General features: G+C 73.1%; 17 protein-coding genes. 11 read left to right on the top strand and 6 right to left on the bottom strand.

The annotated features are described in order from the left end of the window. Nucleotides 1-9 precede the first annotated feature (9 nt). Together mrdA and rodA are read left to right on the top strand one after the other, a co-directional pair. Nucleotides 10-2,208, top strand: a complete 2,199-nt coding sequence (gene mrdA, locus IF23_RS0115300) for a penicillin-binding protein 2 (protein WP_078653995.1) — start codon at nucleotides 10-12, stop codon at nucleotides 2,206-2,208. Continuing rightward, nucleotides 2,205-3,419 (top strand): rod shape-determining protein RodA, encoded by a 1,215-nt coding sequence (gene rodA, locus IF23_RS0115295; protein ID WP_030283895.1) that lies wholly within the window; start codon nucleotides 2,205-2,207, stop codon nucleotides 3,417-3,419. The genes mrdA and rodA overlap by 4 nt, the downstream gene beginning before the upstream one ends. Here rodA and IF23_RS0115290 read toward each other — a convergent pair. Continuing rightward, on the bottom strand, nucleotides 3,329-3,859 hold the full coding sequence (locus tag IF23_RS0115290) for an ATP-binding protein (RefSeq protein ID WP_107126941.1): 531 nt from the start codon (nucleotides 3,857-3,859) through the stop codon (nucleotides 3,329-3,331). The two genes, rodA and IF23_RS0115290, sit on opposite strands and share 91 nt — an antisense overlap. Nucleotides 3,860-4,170: 311 nt before the next feature. Here IF23_RS0115290 and IF23_RS0115285 point away from each other — a divergent pair, with 311 nt between their 5' ends. The 9 genes from IF23_RS0115285 to obgE all read left to right on the top strand — a co-directional run bounded on the left by IF23_RS0115285 (nucleotide 4,171) and on the right by obgE (nucleotide 16,680). Continuing rightward, a complete protein-coding gene (locus tag IF23_RS0115285) occupies nucleotides 4,171-5,703 on the top strand; it encodes a CYTH and CHAD domain-containing protein (protein ID WP_030283891.1) in 1,533 nt (510 codons plus the stop codon). Between the two features lie 197 nt (nucleotides 5,704-5,900). Further along, complete coding sequence (locus IF23_RS0115280) at nucleotides 5,901-7,829, top strand: TIGR03960 family B12-binding radical SAM protein (protein WP_030283889.1); 1,929 nt, start codon at nucleotides 5,901-5,903, stop codon at nucleotides 7,827-7,829. 158 nt (nucleotides 7,830-7,987) lie between these two features. Next, a complete protein-coding gene (locus IF23_RS0115275; protein WP_030283887.1) occupies nucleotides 7,988-8,539 on the top strand; it encodes a GNAT family N-acetyltransferase in 552 nt (183 codons plus the stop codon). 47 nt (nucleotides 8,540-8,586) lie between these two features. Continuing rightward, nucleotides 8,587-9,312 (top strand): hypothetical protein, encoded by a 726-nt coding sequence (locus tag IF23_RS0115270; RefSeq protein ID WP_030283885.1) that lies wholly within the window; start codon nucleotides 8,587-8,589, stop codon nucleotides 9,310-9,312. A gap of 147 nt (nucleotides 9,313-9,459) precedes the next feature. Next, complete coding sequence (locus tag IF23_RS0115265; protein WP_030283883.1) at nucleotides 9,460-10,263, top strand: TIGR03936 family radical SAM-associated protein; 804 nt, start codon at nucleotides 9,460-9,462, stop codon at nucleotides 10,261-10,263. A 216-nt stretch (nucleotides 10,264-10,479) separates the two neighbouring features. Next, nucleotides 10,480-14,286, top strand: a complete 3,807-nt coding sequence (locus IF23_RS0115260; protein WP_030283881.1) for an Rne/Rng family ribonuclease — start codon at nucleotides 10,480-10,482, stop codon at nucleotides 14,284-14,286. Nucleotides 14,287-14,515: 229 nt separating this feature from the next. Beyond that, nucleotides 14,516-14,836 carry a 50S ribosomal protein L21 gene (rplU, locus tag IF23_RS0115255; RefSeq protein ID WP_030283879.1) on the top strand — a complete coding sequence of 107 codons (321 nt, stop codon included), beginning with the start codon at nucleotides 14,516-14,518 and terminating at the stop codon, nucleotides 14,834-14,836. 14 nt (nucleotides 14,837-14,850) lie between these two features. Next, nucleotides 14,851-15,108, top strand: a complete 258-nt coding sequence (gene rpmA, locus IF23_RS0115250; protein WP_009717948.1) for a 50S ribosomal protein L27 — start codon at nucleotides 14,851-14,853, stop codon at nucleotides 15,106-15,108. A gap of 135 nt (nucleotides 15,109-15,243) precedes the next feature. Beyond that, the gene (gene obgE, locus IF23_RS0115245; RefSeq protein WP_030283873.1) at nucleotides 15,244-16,680 is read left to right on the top strand and encodes a GTPase ObgE; all 1,437 of its coding nucleotides are present in this window, start codon (nucleotides 15,244-15,246) and stop codon (nucleotides 16,678-16,680) included. Nucleotides 16,681-16,771: 91 nt separating this feature from the next. On the opposite strand, the gene IF23_RS0115240 is transcribed toward obgE, so the two are convergent. The 5 genes from IF23_RS0115240 to IF23_RS0115220 form a co-directional block, all read right to left on the bottom strand. Beyond that, a complete protein-coding gene (locus IF23_RS0115240) occupies nucleotides 16,772-17,407 on the bottom strand; it encodes a LutC/YkgG family protein (RefSeq protein WP_030283871.1) in 636 nt (211 codons plus the stop codon). Then, on the bottom strand, nucleotides 17,404-18,966 hold the full coding sequence (locus IF23_RS0115235) for a lactate utilization protein B (RefSeq protein WP_030283869.1): 1,563 nt from the start codon (nucleotides 18,964-18,966) through the stop codon (nucleotides 17,404-17,406). The genes IF23_RS0115240 and IF23_RS0115235 overlap by 4 nt, the downstream gene beginning before the upstream one ends. After that, nucleotides 18,963-19,730: a (Fe-S)-binding protein gene (locus IF23_RS0115230; RefSeq protein WP_030283867.1), complete on the bottom strand. Its 768-nt coding sequence runs from the start codon at nucleotides 19,728-19,730 to the stop codon at nucleotides 18,963-18,965. Before IF23_RS0115230 ends, IF23_RS0115235 begins: the two co-directional genes overlap by 4 nt. 267 nt (nucleotides 19,731-19,997) lie before the next feature. Then, nucleotides 19,998-20,768 (bottom strand): FadR/GntR family transcriptional regulator, encoded by a 771-nt coding sequence (locus IF23_RS0115225; RefSeq protein ID WP_030283865.1) that lies wholly within the window; start codon nucleotides 20,766-20,768, stop codon nucleotides 19,998-20,000. A gap of 174 nt (nucleotides 20,769-20,942) precedes the next feature. After that, complete coding sequence (locus tag IF23_RS0115220) at nucleotides 20,943-23,030, bottom strand: membrane protein (protein WP_030283863.1); 2,088 nt, start codon at nucleotides 23,028-23,030, stop codon at nucleotides 20,943-20,945. Between the last annotated feature and the right edge of the window lie 442 nt (nucleotides 23,031-23,472).

The raw sequence follows: 23,472 nt of genomic DNA, 5'->3' as shown, positions 1-23,472 counted from the left end.
GGAGGCGCCGTGAGCAACATTCCTGAGACCGGCCGGACCTCCCGCGTCACCGCCCGGCTCGTCGCGATCCAGATCCTCGTCTTCTCCCTCCTGCTCACCCTCGGCGGCCGCCTCTGGTACCTCCAGATCCGCAACGGCCAGGAGTACGCGAGCAAGGCCCGCAGCAACCACGTCCAGCAGGTCGTCGACCCGGCCACCCGCGGCTCGATCCTCGACTCCCGCGGGGTGCCGCTCGCCGACAACGAGACCCGGCTGGTGGTCTCCGCCAGCCGCACCGAGCTGCTGAAGATGAAGGACGACGGCAAGGCGGTCCTGGGCCGGCTCTCCGACGTCCTCGGCATCCCCGAGCAGGAGATCCGTAACAAGGTCCGGCTCTGCGACGCGAAGACCCCGCAGCCGTGCTGGAACGGCTCGCCGTACCAGCCCATCCCGATCACCGACAAGGCCACCACCCAGCAGGCCCTGCAGATCCGCGAGCGCTCCGAGGACTTCCCCGGCATCAGCGCCGAGCCGACCGCCGTGCGCCGCTACGCCGCCCCGGCGAAGGCGGAGACCGCGCAGGTCCTCGGCTATCTCTCGCCGGTCACCGACGAGGAGATCAAGAAGGCCGAGCACACCCGCTCGCCGCTGCTGCGCTCCGACCAGATCGGCCGCTCCGGGCTGGAGCGGACGTACGACAGCGCACTGCGCGGCAAGGCCGGTGTCACCCGTTACGAGGTCGACAACCTCGGCCGGGTCATCGGCAAGGCCCACAGCGACCCGGCCGTCCCCGGCTCCAACGTCATCACCAGCATCGACGCCCGCGTCCAGGCGGTGGCGGAGAAGGAGCTGCTCCAGGCGATGAAGGACGCCCGCCTGGAGCACGACAAGAACACCGGCACCAACTACAAGGCGGACGCCGGAGCCGTCGTCGTCATGGAGGCGAAGACCGGCCGCGTCGTCGCGATGGCGTCGAACCCCTCGTACGACCCGAACGCCTGGGTCGGCGGGATCTCCGGGAAGGACTACGCCAAGCTCACCGGCAAGAAGTCCAACTACCCGCTGCTCAACCGCGCCACCCAGGGGCAGGCGGCGCCCGGCTCGATCTTCAAGGTCATCTCGACCACCGCCGCCGTCAACGCGGGCTACCCGTTCAACGGGCACTACCCCTGCACCAGCTCGTTCAACATCGGCAGTCAGGTCTTCAAGAACTTCGAGTCGGAGAACTTCGGCCCGATCAGCCTCGGCCGCGCGCTGGAGGTCTCCTGCGACACGGTCTTCTACAACATCGCCTACGACCAGTGGAAGAAGGACGGCGGCAACAACCCGAAGCACCCCGCCGACTGGTTCTACAAGACGGCCCATCAGTTCGGTCTCGGCAAGAAGACCGGTATCGACCTGCCGGACGAGGTCAGCGGCCGGGTGCCGGACCGCCGCTGGAAGAAGGACTACTGGGAGGCGAACAAGACCGGCTGGTGCGCCCAGGGCAAGAACGCCGACGACTACGTCTCCAAGATCGCCCGGGAGAACTGCGAGTCCGGCATGAAGATGCGCGCCGGTGACTCCGTCAACTACTCCATCGGCCAGGGCGACACCCTCGTCACCCCGATCCAGATGGCGACGATCTACGCCGCGCTCTCCAACGGCGGCACGCTCCACGACCCGACCCTCGGCAAGGCGATCGTCAGCCCCGACGGCAAGAAGATCGAGAAGATCACGCCGAAGGCGCACGGCAAGCTGCCCGACTCCCCGGCCACGCTCAAGCAGATCGACTCGGCGCTCGCCGGTGTCGCCACCCGCGGCACCGCCGCCTGGCGCTTCCAGGGCTGGCCGCAGGAGAAGATCCCGATGCACGCCAAGACCGGTACCGCCGAGGTCTACGGCAAGCAGACGACCTCCTGGTTCGCGACGTACACCAAGGACTACGCCATCGTCATGACCATCTCCCAGGGTGGTACCGGCTCCGGCGCCTCGGGACCGGCCGTCCGCAAGATCTACGACGCGCTCTACGGCGTCGACGAGCAGGGCGGCATCGACAAGAAGTCCGCGCTGCTGCCGGTCCCGGAGTCGTCGCTGCCGGTCATCGAGCGCGACGGCACCATCCAGGCGCAGCCCGTCGAACCCGCCGACGACGCCACCGACCCGTCGGCGGACGGGACGGATCAGGCGGACGGGACGGACCAGTCGGATCAGGCGGACCAGTCGGACCAGGGAGGGGACGAAGGATGACGACGAGTCCCACCTCCCGGATGTTCAACGTCCGGCGGTACGCCCCCGAGACCGGCGCCTGGGGCAAGCTGATGGACCGCGACTCGGCGGTCCGCAAGCTCGACTGGCCGCTGCTGCTGTCGTGTCTGGCGCTGTCGCTGCTCGGCGCGATGCTGATCTTCTCCGCGACCCGCAACCGCACGGAGCTGAACCACGGCGACCCGTACTACTTCTTCCTGCGGCATCTGCTGAACACCGGTATCGGCCTGGCGCTCGCCGCCGGGACGATCTGGCTGGGCCACCGCACGCTGCGCGGCGCCATCCCGGTGCTCTACGGCCTGTCGGTGGTGCTGGCGCTGATGGTGCTCACGCCGATCGGCGCCACCATCAACGGCTCGCGGTCCTGGCTGGCGATCCCCGGCGGCTTCTCGTTGCAGCCCGCCGAGTTCGCCAAGATCACCATCACGCTGGGGATGGCGATGATCCTCGCCTCCCGGGTCGACGCGGGCGACACCCCGCACCCCGACCACCGCACCGTCGTCCAGGCGCTCGGCCTCGCCGCGGTGCCGGTCCTGGTCATCCTGCTGATGCCGGACCTCGGCTCGATCATGGTGCTGGGCGCCATCATCCTCGGCGTGCTGCTCGCCTCCGGCGCCTCCAACCGCTGGATCCTCGGCCTGCTGGGCACCGGCGTCGTCGGCTGCCTCGCGATCTGGCAGCTCAACCTTCTCGACGAGTACCAGATCGCCCGCTTCGCCGCGTTCGCCAACCCGAGCCTGGACCCGGCGGGCGTCGGCTACAACACCAACCAGGCGCGCATCGCCATCGGCGGCGGCGGGCTCACCGGCTCCGGGCTCTTCCACGGCAGCCAGACCACCGGCCAGTTCGTCCCCGAGCAGCAGACCGACTTCATCTTCACCGTCGCCGGTGAGGAACTGGGCTTCGTCGGCGCGGGCCTGATCATCGTCCTGCTCGGCATCGTGATGTGGCGCGCCTGCCGCATCGCCCGGGAGTCGGCCGGTCTGTACGGCACGATCGTCGCCGCCGGGATCGTCGCGTGGTTCGCGTTCCAGGCGTTCGAGAACATCGGCATGACGCTGGGCATCATGCCGGTCACCGGACTGCCGCTGCCGTTCGTCTCCTACGGCGGTACGTCGATGTTCGCCGTCTGGATCGCCATAGGGCTGTTGCAGTCCATCCGGGTGGAGCGGCCGGTGTCGGCCTCCCGCTGAGCCCCCACCCGCGGGGCCCGCAGTTCGAACCAGAGCCCGGCGGGGCGCTCCGTCCCGCCGGGCTCCGCCGTACCCCAGGCGTGCGCGAGGGCGCCGAACAGCAGCCCGGAGAGGTCCGCGGCGCCGTCGTGCCCGGCCCGGGGCGCGCTCCCGCCGTGGACGCTGACCCGCACCCCGGCCGGACCGTCGCCGGTCACCACCCGGACCAGTACGTCGGGCGCGCCGTCCGTGAGCGGGTGCGCCCGGGTGACCGCCTCGGAGGTGAGCAGGACGGCGGTGTCCCGCAGCGGCTCGGCCGGGGTGCCGCGCAGCACGGCGCGGACGAAGTCGCGGGCGGCGCGGGCGGCGGCCGGTCCGCTCGGCGCGATCAGCAGATGGGGGCGGGTACCGGTCGCGGCGCGGTCCGGCGGGCGGGCGCCGGTGGTGCGGGACGGGTGCACGGGTTCTCCCTTCCGGGAGGTCGGCCGCCGGGGCCGTGCGGGCGACCGGCGGACGGACGGCATCGGGCGGGCCGGACGAGGGCGTCGGACCCTCCGCCTCCGGCCTCGCACACCGTAATTCGCGGCGGTGCGGGGCGATCCCCGTCCCGGCGGGCGCGCCGTCGTCAGGTGGGGCGCACGGGGGCGCGGAACGGTGGCGCACGGCGGGAAGCGCGCCGGGCCCGGCGCCCCGGCGCGGGCCACCGGGCGGGGCCGCCCACCGGGCGGCCGGGGGGCGGCGCGGCGCGGGCCGAGGTTCTAGATTCGGAGGTATGGCGCTCACCGTGCGGGAGACCGAGCGGAAGTACGGCGCCGCCGACGGCGTCCGGCTCCCGGATCCGGCCGCCGTCACCGGGGTCGCCGCCGCGCAGCCGGGCGGCGTCACCGCCCTCGACGCGCGCTACTACGACACCGCGGACCGCCGCCTCGCCGCGGACGGCCTCACCCTGCGCCGCCGCACCGGCGGCACCGACCCCGGCTGGCATCTCAAGCTCCCGGTGGGCCCGGACGTCCGCGACGAGATCCGCGCCCCGCTCGCCGACACCCTCCCGCCGGAGCTGGCCGCCCTCGTCCGCTCCCGGGTGCGCGGCGCCGCGCTGGTCCCGGTGGTGCGGCTGCGGACCCGGCGCACGGTGACGGTGCTGACCGACGCCGCGGGCGCGCCCCTCGCGGAGCTGGCGTACGACGAGGTCCGGGCCGAGCGGCCGGACGGCGCCCGCGCCTCCTGGCACGAGGTGGAGGCCGAACTGGCGCCCGGCGCCGCCCCCGAACTGCTGGACGCGCTGGACGCCTGGCTGCGGGGCGCGGGCCTCACCCCGGGGGCGTACCCGTCGAAGCTCGCCCGGGCGCTGGCGGCGACGGAGCGGGCGCGCCCCGGCGGACCGGAAGCCTCCCGGGAGGCGGGCACCGGCCGGGGGAGCGGCGCCCCGGGGGCCACCGCCGGGGACACCGTCCTCACCTACCTCGGGGAGCAGTTCCGGGCGCTCGTCGCGCTGGACCCCGCGGTCCGCCGTGAGCTGCCCGACGCGGTGCACCGGATGCGGGTCGCCACCCGCCGGGCGCGCGGGGTGCTGCGCTCCTACCGCCGGTTGCTCGACCGGACGGCCACCGACCCCGTCGTCGCCGAACTCTCCTGGCTCGCCGGGGAGTTGGGGATCGACCGGGACCGTGAGGTGCTGACCGCGCGGATCGGTGACGGGGTCGCCGCACTGCCGCGGGAGCTGCGCGTGGGGCCGGTACGCACCCGGGTGCGCAGCTGGTCCCGGCCCCGCCGCGGCGCCGCCCGGCGGCTGACCGCGGTGCTCGACGGCCACCGCTATCTGACGCTGCTCGACACCCTGGACCGGCTGCTCGCCGACCCGCCGCTGCGCCCCGCCGCCGCCCGCGCGCCCCGGAAGGAACTGCTCCGGGCGGTGCGCAAGGACTTCCGGCGCCTCTCCCGCCGGATGTGCCGCGCCCTGGAGACCCCGCCCGGCCCGGAGCGGGACCGGGCGCTGCACGAGGCCCGTAAGGCGGCGAAGCGCTTCCGGTACGGCGCGGAGGCGGCCCGCCCCGCGCTGGGCCGGACCGCCGCCCGCTGTGTGCGCCGCGCCACCGCCCTCCAGGACGTGCTCGGCGAGCACCACGACACCGTGGTGACCCGCGAGGCCCTGCGGGAGCTGGCCGACCGGGCGCACACGGCGGGCGAGAGCGCCTTCACCTACGGGCTGCTCCACGGCCGCCAGGAGGCGCGGGCGGCGGCGTGCGAGGAACGTCTGCCCCGGCTCTGGAAAAAGGCCGGGAAGCAGGCACCGCCGGGAGCGTAGAAGGCCCTGCGGCGGGCCCGGACCGCCGCGCCGCCCCGGTCCGTCGCAGGCCGGACGCCCCGGAGACCACGGGCCGGGCCCGCCCGGCGCCCCGTCACCCGGCGCGCCCCCGCATCACCCCTGCCGTGCGTCAAGGGCGCCCCTTCGGACACGTTAGGCTTGAGGGTCACCCCTGCCCGCCGACGAAAGATCCCGCGATGCCTGTCGAGTCGGTCTTCCCGCGCCTGGAGGCCCTTCTCCCGCACGTCCAGAAGCCGATCCAATATGTCGGCGGCGAGCTGAACTCCACCGTCAAGGAGTGGGACGACTGCGACGTCCGCTGGTCGCTGATGTACCCGGACGCGTACGAGGTCGGTCTGCCCAACCAGGGCGTGATGATCCTCTACGAGGTGCTCAACGAGCGCGAGGGCGTCCTCGCCGAGCGCACCTACAGCGTCTGGCCGGACCTGGAGGCGCTGATGCGGGAGCACGGCGTCCCGCAGTTCACCGTCGACGCGCACCGCCCGGTCAGCGCCTTCGACGTGCTCGGTGTCTCCTTCTCCACGGAGCTGGGCTACACCAACCTCCTCACCGCCCTGGAGCTGTCCGGGATCCCGATCGAGGCCAAGGACCGCACCGAGGACCACCCGCTGATCCTCGCGGGCGGCCACGCCGCGTTCAATCCGGAGCCCATCGCGGACTTCCTGGACTGCGCGGTCGTCGGCGACGGCGAGCAGGCGGTCCTGGAGATCACCGACATCATCCGGGCGTGGAAGAACGAGGACCGCCCCGGTGGCCGCGACGAGCTGCTCTTCCGCCTCGCGAAGACCGGCAACGTCTACGTCCCCAAGTTCTACGACGTCGAGTACCTGGCCGACGGGCGGATCTCCCGCGTCGTGCCCAACCGCTCCGGCGTCCCGTGGCGGGTGTCCAAGCACACCGTCATGGACCTCGACGAGTGGCCCTACCCCAAGCAGCCGCTCGTCCCGCTGGCCGAGACCGTCCACGAGCGGATGTCGGTCGAGATCTTCCGTGGCTGCACCCGCGGCTGCCGTTTCTGCCAGGCAGGCATGATCACGCGTCCCGTCCGGGAGCGAAGCATCACCGGCATCGGCGAGATGGTGGACAAGGGCCTCAAGGCCACGGGATTCGAGGAGGTCGGCCTGTTGTCGCTGTCCTCCGCGGACCACACCGAGATCGGCGACGTCGCCAAGGGCCTCGCCGACCGGTACGAGGAGGACAAGATCGGCTTGTCCCTCCCCTCCACCCGGGTCGACGCGTTCAACATCGACCTGGCCAACGAGCTGACGCGCAACGGCCGTCGCTCGGGACTGACCTTCGCGCCCGAGGGCGGCTCGGAGCGCATCCGCAAGGTCATCAACAAGATGGTCTCGGAAGAGGACCTGATCCGCACCGTCTCCACGGCGTACGGCAACGGCTGGCGCCAGGTGAAGCTGTACTTCATGTGCGGGCTGCCCACCGAGACCGACGAGGACGTCCTGCAGATCGGCGACATGGCGGTCAACGTCATCGCCGAGGGCCGCAAGGTCTCCGGTCAGAACGACATCCGCTGCACGGTCTCCATCGGCGGGTTCGTCCCCAAGCCGCACACCCCGTTCCAGTGGGCGCCGCAGCTCTCCGCCGAGGAGACCGACGCCCGCCTCGCCAAGCTGCGCGACAAGATCCGCGGCGACAAGAAGTACGGCCGCTCCATCGGCTTCCGCTACCACGACGGCAAGCCCGGCATCGTCGAGGGCCTGCTCTCCCGCGGTGACCGCCGCGTCGGCTCCGTCATCCGCGCGGTCTACGAGGGCGGCGGCCGTTTCGACGGCTGGCGCGAGTACTTCTCGTACGACCGCTGGATGGAAGCGGCGGGCAAGACGCTGCCGGACTTCGGTGTCGACGTCGCGTGGTACACCACCCGCGAGCGCACCTACGAGGAGGTCCTGCCCTGGGACCACCTCGACTCCGGTCTCGACAAGGACTGGCTCTGGGAGGACTGGCAGGACGCCCTCGACGAGACCGAGGTCGAGGACTGCCGCTGGTCCCCGTGCTTCGACTGCGGCGTCTGCCCGCAGCTGGACCTCGACATCCAGATCGGCCCGACCGGCAAGAAGCTGCTGCCGCTCTCGGTGGTCAACAAGTAGCCACGGCGGGCGGGGGGTTGGCGCACAGCTTCCCGAACGGCCGCGAGAGCGGCGGGAGTTGGCGCCATCGACTCCCCGAGTGGTCATCCGCGCAAGGCGGTTCGGCCCGGCATCGACACTCCGATGCCGGGCCGTTCCCGTTCCCGCACACTGGGGCGATGCCACCCCGACTCACCGCACCCGCCGCCCCCGCCCACGCCTCCTTCCTCGCCGCCATGGCCGAACTGCGCGCCGAGGGGCGCGGCGCCCCCGACGACGGTTCGGCCGTCGGCCGTGACCTGCGGGAGTACGGCGCCCGCTGGCACGACCCCGCCGTCTTCGCCGCGTACACCGCCCGCCTCCGCGCCGCCCGCGAGGAGACCGGCGACGGCCGCATCCCCTGCGACCACCTCTGGTACACCGACGGCCCTATCTACCTCGGCGGACTGCGCCTGCGCCACCGCCTCGACGACTTCCTGCGCCGCTACGGCGGTCACATCGGCTACGACGTCCGGCCCACCGCCCGCCGCCGCGGCCACGCCACCGCGATGCTCCGCGCCGCCCTGCCACGCGCCCGCGCGCTCGGCCTCGCAGAGGCGCTGATCACCTGTGATGCCACCAACACCGCCTCCCGTAAGGTCATCGAGGCGTGCGGCGGGCGGTTCGAGGACCGGCGCGGGGCGAAGCTCCGCTTCTGGGTGCCGACGGGGGAGCACCCCCGGGTGCCCTGAGCCCGCACGGGAACGGCAGCGGTACGGAACATCCGGGGGAACGGCGCATGGCACACGGCGGCACACCGAAGGGCGCGGCACCCGCCGCCGCACCGGGCTGCTGCCTCGCCCGGCTCCTCGCGGTGCCCGTGGTGATCGTCATGGTCCCGCTCCGGCTGCTGTGGGATGCCCTGCACTGGACCGGCCGGACCGTTCTCGCCCCCGTCGGCCGGTGGCTGTACACCTGGCTGCTTGCCCCGGTGGGCCGGGCCCTGGCCTGGCTCCTCCACCACCTGGTCGTGGTCCCGGTGGCGTTCCTGTTCCGGTATCTGGTCGCGATCCCCGCCCGCCGGCTGTACCGGTCGGTGCTCACCCCGCTCGGCCGGGCGACGGTCTGGCTGCTCCACCACGGACTGGTGGTCCCGGTCCGCTTCCTCGTCCGGTACCTGATCGTCGTACCGGCCCGTTGGCTGTACCACCGGATCCTCGCCCCGCTCTTCCGGTGGCTCGTGGTGATCCCCGCCACCGCCGTCTGGCGGTACGTGCTGTGGCCGGTGCTCCGCGCCCTGGGGGAGTTCCTCGCCGGTTGCTGGCGGATCGCCGGGCGGATCTCCCGGGCGATCGGCCGGGGCCTCGCCTTCCTCTGGCGGTGGCTGGTGGCCCGCCCGTCGCGGTGGCTGTACCGCACGGTGTTCACCCCGCTGGGTCACGGGCTGCGCGCGGTTCTCGGGCCGCCGCTGCGGCTGGCGCGGGACGCCGCCCGCGAGGTCCGCCGCGCCCTCATCGGCCGCTGAGCACGGCCCCGGGCGGCGGTCGGGGCGCACCGCGGGGAACCGGCGGTGCGGGTGGCACGTACTCTTGGTAGCAGTACGACCGCACTCACGAAGGACTGAACGACACTGGGCAAGCGACAGCCCGAAGGCCCGCCGCCCGCACCGGCGGTGCAGCGCATTCGTCTGCGCTACACCAAGCGCGGCCGCCTCCGGTTCACCAGCCACCGCGACTTCCAGCGCGCTTTCGAGCGGGCACTGCGCCGCGCCGAGGTCCCCATGGCCTACTCGGCGGGCTTCACCCCGCACCCCAAGGTGTCGTACGCCAACGCCGCCCCGACGGGTACGGGCAGTGAGGCCGAGTATCTGGAGATCCAGCTCACCCAGGAGCGCGACCCCGCGACCCTGCGCGAGTTGCTGGACGCGTCGCTGCCCTCGGGCCTCGACGTGATCGACGCCGTGGAGGCGCGGACCAGCGGTCTCGCCGACCGGCTCCAGGCCTCGGTCTGGGAGCTGCGGCTCGACGGCGTCGAGCCGGCGGAGGCCGAGCGGGCCGCGGCGGCGTTCCTCGCCGCCGAGGAGGTGCAGGTCGAGCGCCGTACCAAGAACGGCATGCGGGCCTTCGACGCGCGGGCCGCGGTCAGCGCGCTGGAGGCGTCGGCCGCCGAGGCCGATAGGCCCGACGGCAGAGCCTGTGCGATACTGCGGCTGGTTGTTCGGCATGTGACACCTGCCGTTCGACCCGACGACGTCCTGTCCGGCCTCCGAGCCGCGGCCGACCTGGCGCCGCCGGTCCCCGCAGCGGTGACCAGGCTGGCGCAGGGGCTGCTCGATGAGGAGACCGGCGCGGTGACCGACCCGCTGGCGCCCGACCGCGACGCTGCCACGGCCGCCCCATCCACGGCCGCCGGGCCACGTGCCGCGACGGTGACGAGCGGGGTCAACCCGGCTGGTGCCGGGCACGGCACCGCGTAGAGCGCCGTCGTCGCGTCGCCGACCAACCAGGGAGCCACCCCGGTGCGGCAGACGCACTGACCAGGAGACTTTCGCCGGCCCCGGACCACGGGCCCGGCGAGCGAGACGACAGCTCCCGTGCGGCGCCCGCGCCCCGGACCGCAGATCCGCGCCACGACGCGGTGCTGCGGCCGGACCAGGCCCGGCGCCCGGGAGCGTGACGGGAGAACCGCCCGCATGCTCGAACCCATTGAGCCCACCGCACCCGCGCCGTCCACGGACCGTGGCGCGGACGACAACAATTCCCCCAGCGACACGCTGCCGCCGCGCCGCAGGCGCCGTGCGGCCTCCCGCCCGGCCGGTCCGCCGCAGGGCGCCGGAGCCGCCGCCGTGGTGAGCGACACCCCCCAGGCCGCGGCCACGCCGCAGCCGTCCGAGGCGCCCGCCGGGGAAGCACCCGCCGCGGAGGCCGCCCCGGCCCGCTCGCGCCGCCGTGCCACCCGTAAGGCCACCGCCCCGGCCGGAGCCCCGCAGGCCGCCGCCAAGGCGCCCGCGCCGCAGGCCGAGGCCGTACCCGCGGCCGACGCGCCCGCCGAGGACGCCGCGCCGCCCGCCCGTACCCGCCGCCGCGCGACCCGTAAGGCCACCGCGCCCGCCGGTGCCCCGCAGGGCGCGCCGGAGACCGCCGGGACCACCGAGGCGCCCGCCGCCGAGGCCCCGGCCGCGGCGGCACCCGCCGCGGAGACGCCCGCCGCCGAGGCCGCGCCCGCCCGGTCGCGTCGCCGTGCCACCCGTAAGGCCACCGCCCCGGCCGGTGCCCCGCGCGCCGCCGAGGAGGCCCCGGTCGCCGAGGCGTCGGCCGCCGTGCCCGTCGAGGAGACCCCGCAGGCCGTCGAGGAGACGCCCGCCCCCCGCGCCCGCCGCCGGGCCACCCGTAAGGCCACCGCGCCCGCCGGTGCCCCGCAGGGCGGGGACCAGGCTCCGGTCGAGGAGACGCCCGCCGGGGAGACCCCGGCCGAGCCGAAGGCCGAGGCCGACGAGGCGCCGCGCCGCCGGGCCCGCCGCCGTGGTGAGCGCGCCGCCGAGCCGGTCGCCGAGGCGCCCGCGGCCAAGAAGGCAGTCACCGCGAAGAAGGCGCCCGCCGCCGAGGAGACGCCCGCCAAGGAGGCCCCGGCCCGGGGCCGCCGCCGTGCGCAGCGTCCGCCGACGGCCGTCTTCCAGGCGCCGGTCTTCGCCGAGCCGATGTTCCAGACCCCGGAGACCGCGGCCGCTGCCGCCGCCGCGGCCCGCCGCGAGGAGGAGGCCGCCACCGCGGTCGAGCCCGAGCAGCCCCGCGAGGAGCAGCCCGCCGGACGTCGCCGCCGTCGCCGCGCCGAGCGGGTCGCCGAGCCGGTCGCCGCCGCGCCCGTCGAGGAGCCGCAGGAGAGCGCCGAGGAGCCCGAGGAGGCCGAGGAGACCGCCGGGCAGCATGAGGCGCACGACGACGAGTCGGGCGACCGCCCCTCGCGCCGCCGTCGCCGCGGTGGCCGCCGCCGCCGTCGCGGTGAGGCCGCCGACGCGGACGAGCAGGGTGCCGAGGCGTCCGAGCAGGAGCCGGAGGGCGCCGAGCCCGAGGAGCCCGCCGAGGAGCAGCCCGCCGAGGAGCAGGCGGAGGCCGACGAGCCGTCCGGCGGCTCCAGCAGCAGCCGCCGTCGCCGTCGCCGCCGCCGTCGCAGCGGGGACGACGGTGGGGGCGAGGCCCACAACGGTGACGACCCCGAGCGCACCGTCGTCAAGGTCCGCGAGCCGCGCGAGCGCAAGGCGAAGGACTCCGAGTCGACCAGCGCCGACGAGGTCCAGTCCATCAAGGGCTCGACCCGTCTGGAGGCGAAGAAGCAGCGCCGCCGCGAGGGCCGTGAGCAGGGTCGCCGCCGGGTGCCGATCATCACCGAGGCGGAGTTCCTGGCGCGCCGCGAGGCCGTCGAGCGGGTCATGGTCGTCCGCCAGAGCGGCGAGCGCACCCAGATCGGCGTGCTGGAGGACAACGTCCTCGTCGAGCACTTCGTCAACAAGGAGCAGTCGACCTCGTACGTCGGCAACGTCTACCTCGGCAAGGTGCAGAACGTCCTGCCGTCGATGGAGGCGGCCTTCGTCGACATCGGCAAGGGCCGCAACGCCGTGCTGTACGCGGGTGAGGTCAACTTCGAGGCGCTCGGCATGGGCAACGGCCCGCGCCGCATCGAGTCCGCCCTCAAGTCCGGCCAGTCCGTGCTGGTGCAGGTCACCAAGGACCCCATCGGCCACAAGGGCGCCCGCCTGACCAGCCAGGTCTCGCTGCCCGGCCGCTACCTCGTCTACGTGCCCGAGGGCTCGATGACGGGCATCAGCCGCAAGCTGCCCGACACCGAGCGCGCCCGGCTGAAGCAGATCCTCAAGAAGATCGTCCCCGAGGACGCGGGCGTCATCGTCCGTACCGCCGCGGAGGGCGCCAGCGAGGACGAGCTCCGCCGTGACGTGGAGCGCCTCCAGGCGCAGTGGGAGGAGATCCAGAAGAAGGCGAAGACGCCCTCGACGAGCGCGCCGAGCCTGCTCTACGGCGAGCCGGACATGACCGTCCGGGTCGTCCGCGACATCTTCAACGAGGACTTCTCGAAGGTCATCGTCAGCGGTGACGACGCCTGGGAGACCATCCACGGCTATGTCGCGCACGTCGCCCCGGACCTCACCGACCGGCTCCAGAAGTGGACGTCGGACGTGGACGTCTTCGCGACGTACCGGATCGACGAGCAGCTGATGAAGGCGCTGGACCGCAAGGTCTGGCTGCCCAGCGGTGGTTCGCTGGTGATCGACAAGACCGAAGCGATGGTCGTGATCGATGTCAACACCGGCAAGTTCACCGGTCAGGGCGGCAACCTCGAAGAGACCGTGACGAGGAACAACCTCGAAGCGGCCGAGGAGATCGTCCGTCAGCTGCGCCTGCGCGACCTCGGCGGCATCGTCGTCATCGACTTCATCGACATGGTCCTGGAGTCCAACCGCGATCTGGTGCTGCGGCGGATGCTGGAGTGCCTGGGCCGCGACCGGACGAAGCACCAGGTGGCCGAGGTCACCTCGCTGGGGCTGGTCCAGATGACCCGCAAGCGGGTCGGTCAGGGCCTGCTGGAGTCGTTCTCCGAGCCCTGTGTCCACTGCAACGGTCGCGGCGTCATCGTCCACATGGACCAGCCGACGACCACCGGTGGTGGCGGCAAGCGCAAGAAGAAGGGCAAGGGCGGCGGCGAGCGCCACGACCACCACGAGCAGGTGGCCGAGCAGCCCGCGGAGCCGGTGGCCGGGCAGGCCGAGGCGCCGGAGCTGGAGCCCGCGCCGGTGACCGAGGCGGAGCTGCAGCCCGCGGTGGCCGACGCCGACGAGTGGTTCAGCAGCCCGGCCGAGGCCGAGGCGGCCGCCGCCTCGCGCGGCCGTGGCCGTCGCCGGGCGAGCCGGAAGGCGACCGCCCCGGCGGGCGCGCCGAAGGCCGCCGAGGCCGCGTCGATCGTGGTGCCGGTGGCGGAGACCGCCCCGGAGCCCGAGGCCGCGCCCGAGCCGGAGCCCGAGGCGCCCGCCGCCCCGGAGCCCGCACCGGCCCGTCCGCGCCGCCGTGCGACCCGCAAGGTGTCCGCCCCGGCGGGCTCCCCGCAGGCCGCCGAGGCGACGGTCGTCGTGGTGGAGGCCCCGGAGGCCGCCGCACCGCAGGCCGCCGAGGCCCCCGCGGAGCCGGTCCAGGCTCCGGCGGAGACCGTCGAGGCGCCCGCCGAGGCTCCGGCCGAGGAGGCGCCCGCCGCCAAGAAGACGGCGAAGAAGGCGGCGGCGAAGAAGACCGCCACCAAGAAGACGGCCGCGAAGAAGACCACGGCCAAGAAGACGACGGCGACGAAGAAGGCGGCGGCGAAGAAGACCACCACCGCCGCCAAGAAGACCGCCGCGAAGAAGACGACCGCGAAGAAGACCACGGCGAAGAAGGCGACGACGAAGAAGGCGGCGGCCAAGAAGACCGCCGTCGCCGAGCCCGCCGCGGAGGACTGACGGTCCCGACCGCGCCCCGGGTCGGTGACGACCCGGGGCCGGTTTGACCCCCAGGTCAAGGCCCCGTAACCTTGACCGTCGGTGTCTGTGACGCCAAACCCCTGAGCACACACCTCCTGGCTTCCGGGCCGGGGGAGGCCGCTCGTCCACTCGGATTTCACGGGAGTCTCCCAAGCCCGTGTGAGCGGCTGGCATCAGAGGATCCGTTTCCAGCGAAGGAGAGTTCCGCGTGTACGCGATCGTGCGCACCGGCGGACGCCAGCAGAAGGTTTCTGTCGGCGACGTCATCGAGATTGACCGCATTTCCACCAGCAAGGTCGGCGACACCGTCGAGCTCTCGACGCTGCTGGTCGTCGACGGCGAGTCGGTCACCAGCGACCCGTGGGTCCTGGCCGGCGTGAAGGTCCAGGGCGAGGTCGTCGACCACCACAAGGGCGACAAGATCCGGATCCAGAAGTACAAGAACAAGACCGGCTACAAGAAGCGGATCGGCCACCGCCAGCTCCACACGGCGCTGAAGATCACCGGCATCGACGCTCCGGCGAAGTAAGGGACTGAGGAGACATGGCACACAAGAAGGGCGCATCGTCCACTCGGAACGGTCGCGATTCCAATGCTCAGCGGCTCGGCGTGAAGCGCTTCGGCGGTCAGGCCGTCAACGCCGGTGAGATCCTGGTCCGCCAGCGTGGCACCCACTTCCACCCGGGCACGGGCGTCGGTCGCGGCGGCGACGACACCCTGTTCGCCCTGGCCGCGGGCGCGGTGCAGTTCGGCACCCACCGTGGTCGCAAGGTCGTGAACATCGTTCCGGTCGCTGAGTGATCAGCCGCCGGGCGACAGCTCAGCAGTAGCACCACTCCGAGGGCGGACCGCCTTTCTCGCACGTGCGGGAAGGCCGGTCCGCCCTTGGCGTGTTAGTACAGAGACATTCCCGTAGTTATCTGGAGGCACCTCACCATGACCACCTTCGTGGACCGCGTCGAACTGCATGTCGCCGCGGGTAACGGAGGCCACGGCGTGGCCTCCGTGATGCGGGAGAAGTTCAAGCCGCTCGGCGGGCCGGACGGCGGCAACGGCGGGCGCGGCGGCGATGTGATCCTCGTCGTCGACCAGGACGTCACCACACTTCTCGAATACCACCACCATCCGCACCGCAAGGCGACCAACGGCCAGCCCGGCGCCGGTGACCACCGCGCCGGGAAGAACGGCCAGGACCTGGTGCTGCCGGTTCCGGACGGCACGGTCGTCATGGACCGCAAGGGCAATGTCCTCGCCGACCTCGTCGGGCAGGGCACCACCTTCATCGCGGGGCAGGGCGGGCGCGGCGGTCTGGGCAACGCCGCGCTGGCGTCGGCGCGCCGTAAGGCGCCCGGTTTCGCGCTGCTCGGCGAGCCCGGTGAGGCGCGCGACATCGTGCTGGAGCTGAAGACCGTCGCGGATGTCGCGCTGGTCGGCTTCCCGAGCGCCGGTAAGTCCTCGCTGATCTCGGTGCTGTCGGCGGCCAAGCCGAAGATCGCGGACTACCCGTTCACCACGCTCGTCCCCAACCTCGGGGTGGTGACGGCCGGTTCGACCGTCTACACCATCGCGGACGTGCCCGGTCTGATCCCCGGCGCCAGCCAGGGCAAGGGCCTGGGCCTGGAGTTCCTGCGCCATGTGGAGCGCTGCGAGGTGCTGGTCCACGTCCTGGACACCGCCACGCTGGAGTCGGACCGTGACCCGCTCTCCGACCTCGACATGATCGAGGCGGAGCTGGCGCAGTACGGCGGTCTGGAGAACTGGCCGCGGATCGTCGTCCTCAACAAGGTCGACATCCCCGACGGTCAGGACCTCGCCGACATGATCCGCGGCGATCTGGAGGAGCGCGGCTTCCGCGTCTTCGAGGTGTCGGCCGTCGCCCGGCAGGGGCTGAAGGAGCTGTCGTACGCGCTCGCCGAGATCGTGGCGCAGGCGCGTGCCGCCAAGCCGGTGCAGGAGGCGACGCGGATCGTCATCCGGCCCAAGGCGGTGGACGACTCCGGCTTCACGGTCACCGAGGAGGGCGACCACTTCTACCGGGTGCGCGGCGAGAAGCCGGAGCGCTGGGTGCGGCAGACGGACTTCAACAACGACGAGGCGGTCGGCTACCTCGCGGACCGGCTCAACCGTCTCGGTGTCGAGGACGCGCTGCTCAAGGCCGGTGCGCACACCGGTGACGGTGTGGCTATCGGCCCCGAGGACAACGCCGTGGTCTTCGACTGGGAGCCGACGATGGCCGCCGGTGCGGAGATGCTCGGCCGCCGTGGTGAGGACCACCGTATGGAGGCGCCGCGGCCCGCGGCCCAGCGCCGCCGCGACCGCGACGCGGCGCGGGACGAGGCGGAGCAGGAGTACGACGGCTTCCGCCCGTTCTGAGACGTCCGGCACACCGCCTGAGACATCCGGCACACGGCGAGGGCCCCGGGGAGCGTGTTCCCCGGGGCCCTCGCCGTTGTGGTGCCTCCGGTCAGACGTCCGTCCGGATGATCACGTCCAGGGTGCGGGGTCCGTGGACGCCCTCGACGCGTTCCAGTTCGATGTCGGAGGTGGCGGACGGGCCGCTGATCAGCGTCGTCGGCCGGTCGGGGACGAGCCGGGCGACGGCCTCGGGGACGCCGACCGCCACGCTCGACAGATCGACCACACAGACGTGCAGGTCGGGGACGAGGGTGAGGGCGCGGCGGCCCTGGTCCGGGGAGCCGTCGAGGAAGATCGTGCCGGTCTCGGCGCAGCTGACGGCGGAGGCGGTGACCACGCCGTCGAGGGCGTCCAGCGTGGGCGGCGCCACCGCGGCGTCGTCCACGCGGAGTGCACCGTCGTAGGCGGTCAGCCAGGTGCGGTCGAGTCCGGCGGGGATGCCGACGAGGCGGGCGCCGCGGGGGGTGAGGACGGCGGCGACGGTGGCCGCGGTCTCCTCGGCGGTGCAGGGGTGGACCTCGGCGCGGTAGTCGACGAGCCGGTCGGTCAGGAGCGCCAGCCGGTCGGCGTCGGGGAGGGTGCGGCCGGTGCGGTAGGCGCGGGGGACATCCGCCTCCGGGGCGGGGGCGAGTGCCAGGGCGTCGCGGATCCGGCCGAGCACCGTCTCGCGTGCGGTCGTGGTCACCGGTCCTCCTCGGGGGTGTCGGGGGTCTCGGGTGCGGCGGCCCGCTGCCGGGCGCCCTCGGCGGCGGCGTCGCGCAGCGCGGCGGTGCCCTCGTCCGAGGCGAGCCAGGAGCGGAAGGTGTGCCGGGGCGGTACGGGCGTGTCGCGGCTCTCGCTCCAGCCGTTGAAGGGCGGCGGCAGATGGGAGATGGTGCCGCTGCGGCCACCGGCGACCCGGCCGAGGCGGGCGGCGTTCTGTGCGGCGGTGTAGACCTTGGGCCGCTTCATCACCCCGGCTGCCGCCTTCATGGCCAGCTTCTCCGCGGTCGTACCGGACTCCTCGGTCTTCTGGTGGCGGAGTTCGACCAGGAGCGACGGGATGTCGATCTTGACGGGGCAGGCGTCGAAGCAGGCGCCGCAGAGGCTGGAGGCGTACGGCAGCGAGCTGTTGGGGTCGTCCTTGGCGGCGTGCATCCCGGCGAGCTGCGGGGTGAGGACGGCGCCGATCGGGCCCGGGTACGTCGAGCCGTAGGCGTGGCCCCCGGCGCGTTCGTAGACCGGGCAGACGTTGAGACAGGCCGAGCAGCGGATGCAGTTGAGCGCCTCGCGGCCGACGGAGTCGGCGAGGGCGGCGGTGCGGCCGTTGTCGAGCAGCACGAGGTGGAAGTCCTGCGGCCCGTCGCCGGGGGTGGTGCCGGTCCACATCGAGGTGTACGGGTTCATCCGCTCACCGGTGGAGGAGCGCGGCAGCAGCTGGAGGAAGACCTCCAGGTCCTGGTAGCGCGGGATGACCTTCTCGATGCCCATGACGGTGATCAGCGTCTCGGGCAGCGTCAGGCACATCCGGCCGTTGCCCTCGGACTCGACGACGGCGAGGGTGCCGGTCTCGGCGACGCCGAAGTTGGCGCCGGAGACGGCGACCTTCGTCGTCATGAACTTCTCCCGCAGATAGGCGCGGGCGGCGGCGGCCAGATGGGCGGGCACGGCGTCCAGCTCCGGGTCGACGCCCGGGATCTCCTTGAGGAAGATCTCCCGGATCTCGTCGCGGTTGCGGTGGATCGCCGGGACGAGGATGTGCGACGGCTTGTCGTGCGCCAACTGCACGATCAGCTCGGCGAGATCGGTCTCGTACGGGGTGATGCCGCGGCTTTCGAGGTGTTCGTTGAGGCCGATCTCCTGGGTGGCCATCGACTTGACCTTGATGACCTCACGGCTGCCGGTCGCCTCGATCAGCTCGGTGACGAGCGCGTTGGCCTCGACCGCGTCGCGCGCCCAGTGGACGGTGCCGCCGCGCTCGGTGACCTTGCGCTCCAGCTCCTCCAGGAGGTCGGGGAGGCGGTTCATGGTGGCGGTCTTCAGGGCGGATCCGGCGTCGCGCAGCCGCTCCCAGTCGGGGAGTTCGCCGGTGACCGCGAGCCGCTTGGCGCGGATGGTGTGGGTCGCCTTGCCGAGGTTGCGGCGCAGTTGGTCGTTGCGCAGCTCGTCATGGGCGGCTTTGGGGAAGCTGCGGTCGCCGCGGAGGTTCCCGGCGCCGTACGGGGCGCGGGGCGGGGCGGCGGGCATGCCCAGGAAGGTGCTCATCGGACGGCCTCCGTCGGGACGTACGGCGCGGTGCGGGTGGCGGCGAGGATCTGTGCGAGGTGCAGGGTGCGGGTGCCGGACCTGATACGGGAGAGTCCGCCGCCGATGTGCATCAGACAGGAGGAGTCGCCCGCGGCGCAGATGTCCGCGCCGGTGGCGGTGATGTGGCCGACCTTGTCGTGCAGCATCGCGGTGGAGGTGTCGGCGTTCTTGACGGCGAAGGTGCCGCCGAAGCCGCAGCAGGAGTCCGCCTCGGGCAGTTCGACGAGGTCGATGTCCTCGACGGCGCGCAGCAGCCGCAGCGGCTTCTCGCCGACCCGCAGCATCCGCAGCGAGTGGCAGGTGGGGTGGTAGGTCACGCGGTGCGGGAAGTACGCGCCGACGTCGGTGACGCCGAGCACGTCCACCAGCAGTTCGGAGAGTTCGTACGTCTTCTCCTTGACGGTGGCGACCCCGGACCGGAGCGCGGCGTCGCCGTAGCGCGCGGCGACGATCTCGTGCTGATGGCGGACCGAACCGGCGCAGGAACCGGACGGCATCACCACCGCCTCGATCGACGCGTCCCCGAACTGCTCCGCGAAGCCGCGGACGAGGGGGACCGGCTCGCGCTGGTAGCCGGTGTTGACGTGCATCTGGCCGCAGCAGGTCTGCTCCGGCGGGAACACCACCTCGTGCCCGAGACGGGTGAGCAGCAGGGCGGTGGCCTTCACCGCGTCCGGGAAGAGCGTGTCCCCCAGGCAGGTGGCGAAGAGTCCGATACGCATGGAGCGCCTCCCACAGAGTTTTACGGTCCGACCATTCTAGCGTCGGTCCGGAAGTCCGGACAGGAGGCGGCGCCGATCGGGGCGTACGGGGGTGGGGGAGGGGGTTTTACGGGCGGACCGATGGCGGGTGTCCGGGCAGCCGGGCAGGCGTCGGCCAGGGGGAAAGCCGGGGAGGCCCGGGGACGACCCGGGCAACGGGAGTCCGGCCCCGGGCCGTGGGTGCGGCGGGGCCGTCGGATGCGGGCGGCGCCTCGCCGCCCGCGCGGGCTACGTGCCCGCGCCCTCCGTGCCGCCGGGGGCGGGGGAGTCCGCAGGCTCGTCCGCGTCCGCGACCAGCGTCCCGTGGAAGCCGCGGATATGGCGTTCGGCGAGGTCGGCGGCGGCCGGGCCGTCGCCCGCGCGGACCAGGCGGAGCAGCTCGGTGTGGTCGGCGTTGAGGGCGGCGGCGGTGGCCGGCCAGTCCTCGGCCGCCTCCAGGGCGCGCAGGATCAGCGGGCGGACCGACTCACGGACCGCGGAGGTCAGCGTCGAGGTGAGGTCGTTGCCGGAGCTGCGGGCGATGGCGACGTGGAAGCGGGTGTCCAGATCGTTGAAGTCCGCGGGGGACAGGCCCGCCGCGCCCAGCCGCCCCAGCAGCTCCTCGGCCTCCGCCAGCGCGTCCGGCGCACCGTGGCGCGCCGCCGCCTCGAAGCTGGAGCGCTCCAGCGTGACCCGGGCCTCCAGCACGTCGTGGAGGCTGTAGCTGCCGAGCGCGAAGTGCAGCCGCAGCAGCCGACCGAGCGCGTCGTCGGGGTGGCGTACGATCCGCGCCCCGGCGTCCGCGCCCCGGCCCGCCTGCGCGACCAGCACCCCGATGGTCTCCAGCACCCGCAGCGCCTCGCGCAGCGCCGACCGGCTGACCCCCAGCACCGGCGCCAGCTCCCGCTCCGGCGGCAGCCGGTCCCCGGCCTTCAGCTCCCCGGCGAGCACCTGCGCCTCGATGCTCTCCAGCACCAGCTCATGCGTGCGGACCTGCCGCACGGGGCGCCACTCGGCCATCGGAATTCCCTCGGCTCGCTCTCGTACCGGACCGGCGACTGTCGCCTGCGGATGTCCCGCACAGTCTATGGTCCGACCGTGCGCGGACGGCCGCCGGGAGCGGGCACCCGGGAACGCCGAAGGGGCCCGCCGTCGACCGGCGGGCCCCCTCGGACCGGTGTGTCCTGCCGTGGCTCAGACCGCCGCGGGCGCCTCCGGGGCGCCGGGCTCCGCCGCGGTCTCCCCGGCGTCCCCGGTCTCGTCCTGCGCGCGCTGACCAGGGATACCGGCGAGGCGGCGCTCCATCCGCGCGCGGCGGGCGTCGGCCTCGGCGGCCAGGTCCAGCGCCGCCTGGTTGAAGCGGACCGACGAGGGCGGGTCCGACGGGCCGAGCAGATGCTCCTTGAGGGCGGCGCGCTCGGCCGCGAGGGTGTCCAGCCCGGGGTTGCGGACGCTCGCCAGCAGGTCGGCGACGCCGTCCGCGGCGGGCGTGAGGATCGCCGCGGCACGCACCGTCGGGAAGTTCGTACGGAACTCCTCCTCGCCCATCCCGGAGGTGTTGGCGACCGCGTACGGCTTCTCGCTGGTCAGGTAGTCCGACACCACGCTGGAGACGTCGCTGATCAGCACGTCCGCCTCGTTGAAGCAGCCGAAGATGCCCGGGCGGGCGGTGGTGATGACGAGGTGCTCCCACTCCGGGAAGGACGCGAAGTAGGCGCGCTCCCAGGCGTCGGCGGCGGCCGCGACGGCGGCGGCGCGGCCCTCCGGCGGCGTGCCCTGCAGCCGCATCCGCTCCAGCTCGTCCGCGCTCTTGCGGAACGACGAGGTGGTCAGCGCGGCCAGCTCCGCCTCCCGGCGGTCCAGCTCGGCGGAAGCGCCGTCGCCCGGCCGCTCGCCGCCGCGCCGGGTGTTGGCCTCCGCGATCATCGCCTGGATACGGACGTTGGCGGCGCCCGCCTTCGGCTCCACCGAGCCGGTCATCGGGTGCGGCTTGTAGATCAGCCGGACCTTGGGGTCGGCCAGCAGCTCCCGGACGATGTTCTCACCGGCCAGGATCACCGAGGTGTTGCCCGGGTTGCCGTCCCAGCCCTCCCAGGTCGGGGCGTACAGCACCGTCGTCATCCGGTCCGCGGCGGGCGCGCCCGTGTACGGCAGGATCGGCGCCAGCTGCGGGCGGCCGACCTCGACGACGTCCTTGTCCTCCACACCGATGTCGGCGAGCTGATAGCGCTCCCGGGCCGCCGGACCCGCGACCCACACCTCGTCGTACGCCTTCGCGTACGGGTTGCAGGACGACAGCTTGTCGCTCTCACCGTGGTTGATGAAGGCGTGCTTGATGGAGGGGATGCGCAGGATCTGCGAGGTCTTGCCGGAGTTCGCCGGGTGCAGCAGCAGCTTGAGCGCGGAGTGCTCCAGCCGCATCAGGTTGGCGACCTTCGGGATGCAGACGATCGGGATGTCCGTCGCCTCGATCTTCTGCACCATGAACCGCTCACGGAGCACGATGATCGGCTTGCCGTCGAGGTCGTCCAGGGTGGAGAGCCACATGTTGGCCTGGTACGCGGAGGTCGCGCCGCCGGAGAAGTACATCCCGACCGTCGGCTCGTACGCGGCCAGCCACCGGTCCAGCCACTCCAGCGCGCGCGCCTCGCCGAGGACCCGCTTCTTCGGCATCAGCCAGGTGCCCAGGTAGACCGAGCCGCCGATCGAGAGGAGCAGCGAGACGGCCAGTCCGACGCCGCCCCAGAACGCGTCGGTGGTGATCGCGGTGACCATCATGCCGACCGTGGTCGGCACCGAGAAGCGCAGCAGTCGGCGGCCGGTCTGCCGGGACAGCAGGCGTGGCGGCGCGTCGGACAGACCCAGCGCGCTCGCGTCGACGTTCCGCGTCACGAACGGCAGCGCGCGGCTGCGCCGCACCAGCACCGCGAGGGCCTGGCAGACGAAGTGGGTGCCGTAGAAGACGAGCAGCGCGATGGTGAGCGGCGCCTGTTCGACGAGCGGGTTGATGCCGTCGATGTGCAGCAGGCCGACCAAGATCAGCATGTCGCGCAGCAGCTGGCGGACCGTGACGTCGAAGCGGACCCGTCCCAGCACCGCCAGCAGCGCGGGCTGCTTGTGCTGGAGGATCAGGTCGAGCCCGAGGTTGACCACGGATGCGACGATGAACAGCGGTATGACGGGCAACAGCGCACCGAGAAGCTGGGCGATGAAGGCGACCATCATCGCGAGCAGCGCCGCGAGCTGTACGGCTCGGCGGGGGGCGATTCCGGCGGAAGGCACGGGGAAGGGCTCCTGGCAAGCAAAAAGAAAGGTCAGGTGACGGCCGAGGGGGCGGCCGGGCCCCGCGCTGCGACGCCGTGGAGGCGGGGGAAACGGGACCGGTGGACACCCGACCGTATGACCTTGTCGGCTCCGGTGACAATCTGCTGTGGTTCTCATCACCGCGAATACGGACCAAACGCGCGCAACCTCGAAGGCCCCGTTGCCGTCTTATCCGTCTTGTCCTCGCCCGCCGGAACCGTCAACGCCCTTGCCACGCCCGGCCGTCGCGCCCGGCGCCGCCCGGCGTGAGCGGAAGCACACCGCGCCCGCGCCCCGCGCACGCCGTCCACCGCGTCGTCCACCAGGCGAAATCGCCACGCACCGGGCCCGCCCGCTGCCGTAGATTGCCTGCACCGGGCGGCCCGCGGGCCGCCCCGTACGGCGGTAGCGGACGCGAGCA

The sequence above is a fragment of the Streptomyces catenulae genome (assembly GCF_000718015.1).
Lineage (GTDB): Bacteria > Actinomycetota > Actinomycetes > Streptomycetales > Streptomycetaceae > Streptomyces > Streptomyces catenulae.
This window is presented reverse-complemented; position numbering and strand designations above follow the sequence as displayed.

What these genes read in the sequence shown, in the direction of transcription:
- rpmA (WP_009717948.1), top strand. Translation starts at nt 14,851, where the DNA reads ATGGCACACAAGAAGGGCGCATCGTCCACTCGGAACGGTCGCGATTCC.
- IF23_RS0115270 (WP_030283885.1), top strand. Translation starts at nt 8,587, where the DNA reads ATGGCACACGGCGGCACACCGAAGGGCGCGGCACCCGCCGCCGCACCG.
- IF23_RS0115235 (WP_030283869.1), bottom strand. Translation starts at nt 18,966, where the DNA reads ATGAGCACCTTCCTGGGCATGCCCGCCGCCCCGCCCCGCGCCCCGTAC.
- IF23_RS0115285 (WP_030283891.1), top strand. Translation starts at nt 4,171, where the DNA reads ATGGCGCTCACCGTGCGGGAGACCGAGCGGAAGTACGGCGCCGCCGAC.
- IF23_RS0115225 (WP_030283865.1), bottom strand. Translation starts at nt 20,768, where the DNA reads ATGGCCGAGTGGCGCCCCGTGCGGCAGGTCCGCACGCATGAGCTGGTG.
- IF23_RS0115260 (WP_030283881.1), top strand. Translation starts at nt 10,480, where the DNA reads ATGCTCGAACCCATTGAGCCCACCGCACCCGCGCCGTCCACGGACCGT.
- obgE (WP_030283873.1), top strand. Translation starts at nt 15,244, where the DNA reads ATGACCACCTTCGTGGACCGCGTCGAACTGCATGTCGCCGCGGGTAAC.
- IF23_RS0115230 (WP_030283867.1), bottom strand. Translation starts at nt 19,730, where the DNA reads ATGCGTATCGGACTCTTCGCCACCTGCCTGGGGGACACGCTCTTCCCG.
- rodA (WP_030283895.1), top strand. Translation starts at nt 2,205, where the DNA reads ATGACGACGAGTCCCACCTCCCGGATGTTCAACGTCCGGCGGTACGCC.
- IF23_RS0115275 (WP_030283887.1), top strand. Translation starts at nt 7,988, where the DNA reads ATGCCACCCCGACTCACCGCACCCGCCGCCCCCGCCCACGCCTCCTTC.
- IF23_RS0115280 (WP_030283889.1), top strand. Translation starts at nt 5,901, where the DNA reads ATGCCTGTCGAGTCGGTCTTCCCGCGCCTGGAGGCCCTTCTCCCGCAC.